Genomic DNA, 6,471 nt, shown 5'->3' on the forward strand with positions numbered 1-6,471 from the left:
TGTCGCGTCCGGAAGACCGGTCGCTCCCTTGGCAAGATTTTTCATGTCAGCTCCATTCAAACCGCACCGGCAACGCGCGCGCACTGCCGGCCCGGCCCATCTCCTGTCCTTAGCAGAGGTTTTGCCAGCCGGGAAAGTCGGTCAAACGGATCTCCCTCATGAGCAATATCCGGCCGATTTCAGCAAGGCGTAAGCCTGCACGATGTCACGGAAACGGTCTTCCGTCGTCCTGTCGCCGCCATTGGCGTCCGGGTGGAAGCGTTTCACCAACCCCTTATAGCGCGCCTTGATTTCGGCCGCCTTGGCGCCGGGCTCCAGATTGAGCTTCTCAAAAGCCCGCCGCTCCGCTTCACTGACCCGCGGACCCTCCTTGACGGCGATCTTGGGACCCGCCGGACGCTTGACACCGGAGCGCGCGAACAACTCGAAGGGATCGCCATGATCGTCGACTTTTTCGGCATGCGCGTCCTCGCCCCGGGTAAAGCCCTTGACACCCATCGTCCAGGTCGGGCGATGGCCGACAATGGCCGACTTCTGGAAGCTGGCCACCGCATCATCGCTCATGCCGTTGAAATAATTGTAGCGCGCATTGTATTCCTTCACGTGGACGAGACAGAAGCGCCAGTACTGACCTTCATGGTCACGGCCCTTCGGCGCCTTGAACTCACCCTTAAGGGCGCAGCCGGGATGCTCGCATGCCGGCTCGCCAAGGCGGCGCGTGCGATCACGTTCCGGCTTCACCCTGATCCCGTCAAATAGTTTGGATGCCTGTTTCATGCCTGCAAGACTTTCATACCTGCAAGACATGGCCGGGGTAGCGGCGAAAGGCAAGACCGGGCATTGCAACGGCGGACAATATACGTTATCGCGCCACTGACGATTGACCTCATCTACGTCCTCGGCAATGGTCCGCCCATGACGCGCGCTGAACGGCTTCACGATATTCTGACCGCTCTATTCCAGCCGGCCTTTCTCGAAATCATCGACGAATCGGCAAGCCATGCCGGGCACGCAGGCGCCGGATCGGGCGGCCAGACGCATTACCGCGTGAGCCTTGTCACGCCGGTTTTCAGCGGATTGAGCCGCGTTGAGCGTCACCGTCTGGTCAATGGCGCGCTTGCTGTTGAATTTTCCCAAGGGCTTCACGCCATTGCACTCAATCTCAAATCACCGGATGAATAATTGTTTGAGGGCCATCCATGAAAATCATATTCCCTTTAGCATGTCTGAGCGTGCTCGCCGGCTGCACGCCCTATCCGAAAATTGAGCCGAAGAGCCTGCGCTTTCTCTCCGAACCAGACGGCGCCGTGGTCACCATCAGCACCACCGGCGCCTCCTGCGTGACACCCTGCGCCCTGCAATTCACCAGCATCCAAAGCTTTACGGCAAATTTCGCCAAGCCTGGCTTCGCCAGCCAGTCGGTTCTGGTCGCAAGCGCCACCTCGACCAGTATCGTCGATGGATTCACCCCATCCATATCCATCGGCCCGGTACAGATTTCAGGTCCTGACAATTACGACAGAGGCCGCTTTCAGCACAGCTTCATCCCCGATCCGGTCTCCGTCAGGCTGAATCCTGCGCAGTAAGAGCAAGGCGCTGCGCCTGGTTCGCGATAGGATGGAAGCCAGTTGATCGAAAGCAGCCTGCATTGACGTGTTGATCCTGATCCTGTGCGTTTGTTTCGGGGCAACCGTCAACACGACATCTGAGTGCGCACCAGGAGGAAGACGACGCCCGTGACGACAAAATCGCTTCGCTTGCCTCTTGTGCTGTCCCTTGCCTGCGCCATACTTTCGAGCTGCGCCAACCTGCCTTCAGGCGGGCGGCAATCCGTGCGCTTCCAGTCGCAGCCGGAAGGCGCGCTGGTGACGACCTCGCTTGGGCCAAGTTGTGTCACTCCTTGCTCTCTTGACCTGTCGCGCTTTGACGGTTTCGAGGCAGTTTTCACCAAAGCGGGCTATGCAAGCGGCAAAGTGCTGGTTGCCAGCATCTTTTCACCTGGTCGCAGCGATGGTGTGACGATCGCGCCAGGCATCCGCTTCGGGCTTACGGATCGTAACTCCCTGGCTGACCCGGGTGCCAATTTTCGCCGCGAGCTATTGCCAAATCCGGTCCAGATTGTCCTGCAAACGGGACAATAAGCGCCCTCACCCGCCCGCCGCCACCGCCTGGCCCAGCGGCGCTGCCGGGCGTTTTGCCTGCGGGGTCGGGGTGATACGCAGCCGCGTCAGCCGATTGCGCTCCTTGCGCAGAACCTGAAACGTGTAGCCGTGGAAGGTGAACGTCTGGCCGGGATCGGGGATCATCCGCGCCTCATGAATAACGAGGCCGGCAATCGTCGTTGCCTCCTCATCGGGCAGCGCCCAATCCATCTTGCGGTTGAGATCGCGGATTGGCACCTGACCATCGGCGCTCACGGCGCCATCGGCCTGAACCCTGACGCCAGCCAGCTCCTCATCCGTCTCATCTGAGATTTCGCCAACAATCTCCTCGATGATATCCTCAAGCGAAATCAGGCCCATGACCTCGCCATACTCATCGACCACCAGCGCCATATGGGCGCGCCGCTTCAGGAAGGCTTTCAACTGGTCACGCAGCGGCGTCGTGTCCGGCACGAACCAGGCAGGCGAGATGATGTCGTCGATGCTGACCTTGCCGGCATTGTCGCCGGCCGCATGGATGGCGCGCACCAGCGATTTGGCGTGCAGGATACCAACAATGTTCTGCGCTTCGCCGCGCCAGAGCGGCAACCGCGTATAAGGACTCTCCAGCGCCGCCGTGATGATCTCGCTCACCGGTCTGTCGGCATCAAGTGCGAGCATCTTGGTGCGGTGGACCATGATATCGGAGACTGTGAGATCGCTGAGGTCAAGAAGCCCGCCCAGCATGTGGCGATCCTCGCGCTCAACCGATCCATCCTTGGCGAGAAGATCGACCGTACCGCGGATTTCCTCCGCCCCCGTCATCGCGTCCTGCTGATTGCCCGGTCGCACGCCAACCAGCCTGAGAACACCACGCACCAGAAGATCAACCGCCCGCGCTACCGGCCCGACCAGGAGGACGATCCACTCGACTGCTGGAGTGACCAGCAAGGCACCGCGTTCGGGATCGGCGATCGCCACAGTCTTCGGCAACACTTCGGAGAAAACGATGACAAGGACGCTGACCACGACGGTTGCGTAGACGATGCCGACCTCTCCGAAGAGCGCGAGCAGAATACCGGTCGTCAGCGACGCTGCGGCCGTGTTGACGAGGTTGTTGCAGATGAGAAGCGTGCCGATGAGGTGCTCGCGGATGTCAAGCAGCCGCATGACACGCGCGGCACGTTCATCGCCGCTGTTGTGCAATTGCAGGATCCGCGCCCGCGAGGCGGCCGTCAAGGCGGTCTCCGCTCCCGAAAAGAAAAACGAACATGCAAGAAGTGAAGCCACCACCAGGCTCAAAAACAGTAGCCCGCCAGTTGTCAGATCGTCGAACATAATACCCTCACGGCAGGCTGGCTTTCACCATTTCCTGCATTTCACTATCGAGAAATCTCACCATGCCCTCGCCATCAACATCCCTGGCGATAAACGCCGCTCCGATGTCCTTGACGAGAATAAAGGTGAGCCTGCCACGCGAGACTTTCTTGTCCTGGGCCATCGCCGCCATGATATCGCCACTGCCGCCCACACCGCCAGCAATATCGCCGATGCGCGTGGGCAAGCCAACCGCCCGCAAATGCCGCTCGATGCGATCCGCCGCCGCCGGTGCCACCAGCCCGGAGCGCGCCGAATAGCGGAAGGCGAGCGCCATGCCGATTGAAACCGCCTCGCCATGAAGCAACCGGTCGGAATATCCGGTGAGCGCTTCCAGCGCATGAGCAAACGTATGGCCCAGATTGAGGAGCGCCCGCTCGCCCTGCTCGGTCTCATCACGCGCGACAATGGCAGCCTTCATGGCGCAGCTTTTGGAAATGGCGTGAATGCGTGCAGCTCCGCCTGAGAATATCCCCTGCCAATGCGCTTCCAGCCAGTTGTAAAAGGCGCCATCGCCCAATAGGCCGTATTTGACGATCTCGGCATAACCGGCGCGCATATGGCGCGCGCTGAGCGTATCAAGCGCATCACTGTCGGCGAGCACCAGGCAGGGCTGATGGAAGGCGCCGATGAGATTCTTGCCGGCTGGTGAATTGATGCCCGTCTTGCCGCCAACCGACGAATCGACCTGTGCCAGCAGGCTGGTCGGGATCTGCACCACGTCAGTCCCGCGCCGCGTCAGCGCCGCCGCGCAACCCGCAAGATCGCCGACCACCCCTCCGCCAAGCGCGATCACCAGATCACGTCGCTCGATGCGTGCGCTAATCAGCCCTTCGCTCACCCGCTCCAGCATGCGCCAGCTCTTTGACGCCTCGCCCGGTGCCACCAGCACTTCGTGAGCGGTGATACCGGCCTTGCTCAAACTCGATCGCAGAGCCGCGCCATGATGGCTGAAGACGGTCGTATCGCTGACGATGGCCACATTGGCACCAGGACGCAGATGGGCGATCCGCGCGCCAGCCTCGGCAATCACGCCACGACCAACGACGATGTCGTAGCTCCGCTTGCCAAGATCAACGCGGACGACGGACGGTGCTGCGCTCATGTGGGTTTGTTCTCCTGATCAAGCCTGTCCGCCAACGCCGCAAAAAGCGCGTCGACGACCTGCTCCTGCGGGATATCGCGGCTCTCAACCGTCACGTCGGCCAGCTGGTAGACCGGTTCACGCTGGACAAGCAGCGCACGCAAGGTGGCATCCGGATCAGCGGTCCGCAGAAGCGGACGGTTGGCGCGTTTGCGCACGCGCCGCATCAACACGTCGGGATCAGCTTTGAGCCAGACGGATATCGCCTCGCGGGCGATGTTGGCGCGCGTTGTGCCATTCATGAAGGCGCCGCCGCCAGTCGCAATCACCTTGCGCCCGCCGCCCAGCAATCGGGCGATGACCTTGGCCTCGCCAATGCGAAAATCACTTTCGCCCCGTGTTTCGAAAATTTCCGATACGCTCATGCCCGCTGCGACTTCGATTTCGTGATCGGCATCGACGAAGGGCAGGGCGAGGCGCTCGGCGAGCCGCCGGCCAACCGACGTCTTGCCGGCCCCCATCATACCCACCAGCACGATCGAGCGATCGTTGAGCCGCGCCAGAAGCCGCTCCACCTGAGGAGCAGACGATAGGACGATCGCGCGCTCACTCATGGCCAGCACCACGAGCAGAACAATCGAATATGAGCATCAGCAGCGACAACAGAAGACCCGATGGTAACCGCGCAGGAGACGAACACCATGGCATCGTCCCGCGTTGACGCGATGTTGCCACAGCCAGCGTTCATCTATCAGCGCTGCGGCCTCTTGTGAATTGTTCCTCGTACAGGCATGTTGGCCCGTGCGATGCCCACACTCCTCAAGTTCATCACTTTTTGCGCTGTCGTCGCCGGGACAATTTTCCTCGGCATGTACGCGCTTGCGACCTTTGTCGAGCCCCACCCCGCTGATCTGAGCTTCACCGTCCCTTCGGATAAGTTGCGCAAAGACGACCAGCGTTAACCGCTTTTTGTCTGATTGGTCCCTTCATGGGCCGATGAGCAACCCTGCAGCCATCGATGCATTTTTGGAGATGTTGAGCGTCGAACGGAACGCGGCGGCCAACACGCTGGCGGCATATCGCCGGGATCTTGAGGGTCTTGCGGCTTTTCTTCATGCCAGCGCCTCGGCTCTGGGTGAAGCGACGGCTGACGAATTGCGCCGATATCTGGAACATCTGGCCAAAGGCGGCCTGTCGGCAGCCTCAAGCGCGCGGAAACTGTCGGCGATACGCCAGTTTTACCGGTTTATGCTGGATGAAGGCTGGCGCAAGGATAATCCTACCCTCCTCATTGACGCACCAAGGCGCCGCCAGCCCCTGCCCAAAGTGCTGTCGAGCGAGGACGTCGATCGCCTGATCGTCACCGCGCAGAAAATTGCTGGCAACACCGACCTGCCGCCATCGCAGCGGCTGCGTGCCACACGCCTGACCTGCCTCATCGAGATTGCCTATGCGAGCGGCCTGCGTGTCAGCGAATTGATTAGCCTGCCCCGTTTGGCGGCAAAGCCCGGATTACGGATGATCGCCGTCATGGGCAAAGGACGCAAGGAACGCCTCGTCCCTCTGGGCGACGCCGCGCGCGAGGCAATGGCCGCTTATCTGGCGCTGGCGGACGCAACCGACAGCCCATGGCTGTTTCCCTCGCGCGGCGCCAGCGGCCATCTCACGCGTCAGCATTTTGCCCGTGATCTCAAAGCGATCGCCGCAGCGAGCGGAATCGACCCGTCCCGCCTGTCGCCGCATGTGCTGCGCCATGCCTTCGCCAGCCATCTGCTGCAGGGTGGCGCTGATCTGCGGGTGGTTCAGCATCTGCTGGGCCATGCCGATATCGCCACGACCCAGATTTACACGCATCTCCCCGATGCCCGT

At 61.2% G+C, this 6,471-nt stretch carries 9 protein-coding genes; 5 read left to right on the forward strand and 4 right to left on the reverse strand.

The window, feature by feature from the left end; genetic code table 11:
- Positions 1–156: 156 nt before the first annotated feature.
- Positions 157–777, reverse strand: a complete 621-nt coding sequence (locus ACINK1_RS10980) for a J domain-containing protein (RefSeq protein WP_395760118.1) — start codon at positions 775–777, stop codon at positions 157–159.
- 138 nt (positions 778–915) lie between these two features.
- Here ACINK1_RS10980 and ACINK1_RS10985 point away from each other — a divergent pair, with 138 nt between their 5' ends.
- The 3 genes from ACINK1_RS10985 to ACINK1_RS10995 all read left to right on the forward strand — a co-directional run bounded on the left by ACINK1_RS10985 (position 916) and on the right by ACINK1_RS10995 (position 2,141).
- A complete protein-coding gene (locus ACINK1_RS10985) occupies positions 916–1,182 on the forward strand; it encodes a BolA family protein (RefSeq protein WP_395760119.1) in 267 nt (88 codons plus the stop codon).
- A 17-nt stretch (positions 1,183–1,199) separates the two neighbouring features.
- The gene (locus tag ACINK1_RS10990) at positions 1,200–1,586 is read left to right on the forward strand and encodes a hypothetical protein (protein WP_395760120.1); all 387 of its coding nucleotides are present in this window, start codon (positions 1,200–1,202) and stop codon (positions 1,584–1,586) included.
- 150 nt (positions 1,587–1,736) lie between these two features.
- A complete protein-coding gene (locus tag ACINK1_RS10995; protein WP_395760121.1) occupies positions 1,737–2,141 on the forward strand; it encodes a hypothetical protein in 405 nt (134 codons plus the stop codon).
- Between the two features lie 6 nt (positions 2,142–2,147).
- On the opposite strand, the gene ACINK1_RS11000 is transcribed toward ACINK1_RS10995, so the two are convergent.
- The 3 genes from ACINK1_RS11000 to ACINK1_RS11010 are packed head-to-tail and all read right to left on the reverse strand — an operon-like array spanning position 2,148 to position 5,216.
- Positions 2,148–3,479, reverse strand: a complete 1,332-nt coding sequence (locus ACINK1_RS11000) for an HlyC/CorC family transporter (RefSeq protein WP_395760122.1) — start codon at positions 3,477–3,479, stop codon at positions 2,148–2,150.
- Positions 3,480–3,486: 7 nt separating this feature from the next.
- Entirely contained in the window at positions 3,487–4,623 is a 1,137-nt protein-coding gene (gene aroB / locus ACINK1_RS11005; RefSeq protein ID WP_395760123.1) for a 3-dehydroquinate synthase, read from the reverse strand.
- Positions 4,620–5,216 (reverse strand): shikimate kinase, encoded by a 597-nt coding sequence (locus ACINK1_RS11010; protein ID WP_395760124.1) that lies wholly within the window; start codon positions 5,214–5,216, stop codon positions 4,620–4,622. The genes aroB and ACINK1_RS11010 overlap by 4 nt, the downstream gene beginning before the upstream one ends.
- Positions 5,217–5,408: 192 nt before the next feature.
- Here ACINK1_RS11010 and ACINK1_RS11015 point away from each other — a divergent pair, with 192 nt between their 5' ends.
- Both ACINK1_RS11015 and ACINK1_RS11020 read left to right on the forward strand, forming a co-directional pair.
- Positions 5,409–5,564, forward strand: coding sequence for a histidine kinase (locus ACINK1_RS11015; protein ID WP_395760125.1), 156 nt, complete (start codon positions 5,409–5,411; stop codon positions 5,562–5,564).
- A gap of 34 nt (positions 5,565–5,598) precedes the next feature.
- Positions 5,599–6,471: site-specific tyrosine recombinase XerD (locus ACINK1_RS11020; protein WP_395760126.1), on the forward strand; the 873-nt coding region annotated here is incomplete at its 3' end.

This window comes from Raskinella chloraquaticus (SeqCode) (assembly GCF_021731865.1).
GTDB lineage: Bacteria > Pseudomonadota > Alphaproteobacteria > Rhizobiales > UBA4765 > Raskinella > Raskinella chloraquaticus.

Excerpts from the sequence above, each read along its gene's own strand:
- ACINK1_RS10990 (WP_395760120.1), top strand. The coding sequence starts at position 1,200 with ATGAAAATCATATTCCCTTTAGCATGTCTGAGCGTGCTCGCCGGCTGC.
- ACINK1_RS11015 (WP_395760125.1), top strand. The coding sequence starts at position 5,409 with ATGCCCACACTCCTCAAGTTCATCACTTTTTGCGCTGTCGTCGCCGGG.
- ACINK1_RS10980 (WP_395760118.1), bottom strand. The coding sequence starts at position 777 with ATGAAACAGGCATCCAAACTATTTGACGGGATCAGGGTGAAGCCGGAA.
- ACINK1_RS11010 (WP_395760124.1), bottom strand. The coding sequence starts at position 5,216 with ATGAGTGAGCGCGCGATCGTCCTATCGTCTGCTCCTCAGGTGGAGCGG.
- ACINK1_RS11000 (WP_395760122.1), bottom strand. The coding sequence starts at position 3,479 with ATGTTCGACGATCTGACAACTGGCGGGCTACTGTTTTTGAGCCTGGTG.
- aroB (WP_395760123.1), bottom strand. The coding sequence starts at position 4,623 with ATGAGCGCAGCACCGTCCGTCGTCCGCGTTGATCTTGGCAAGCGGAGC.
- ACINK1_RS10985 (WP_395760119.1), top strand. The coding sequence starts at position 916 with ATGACGCGCGCTGAACGGCTTCACGATATTCTGACCGCTCTATTCCAG.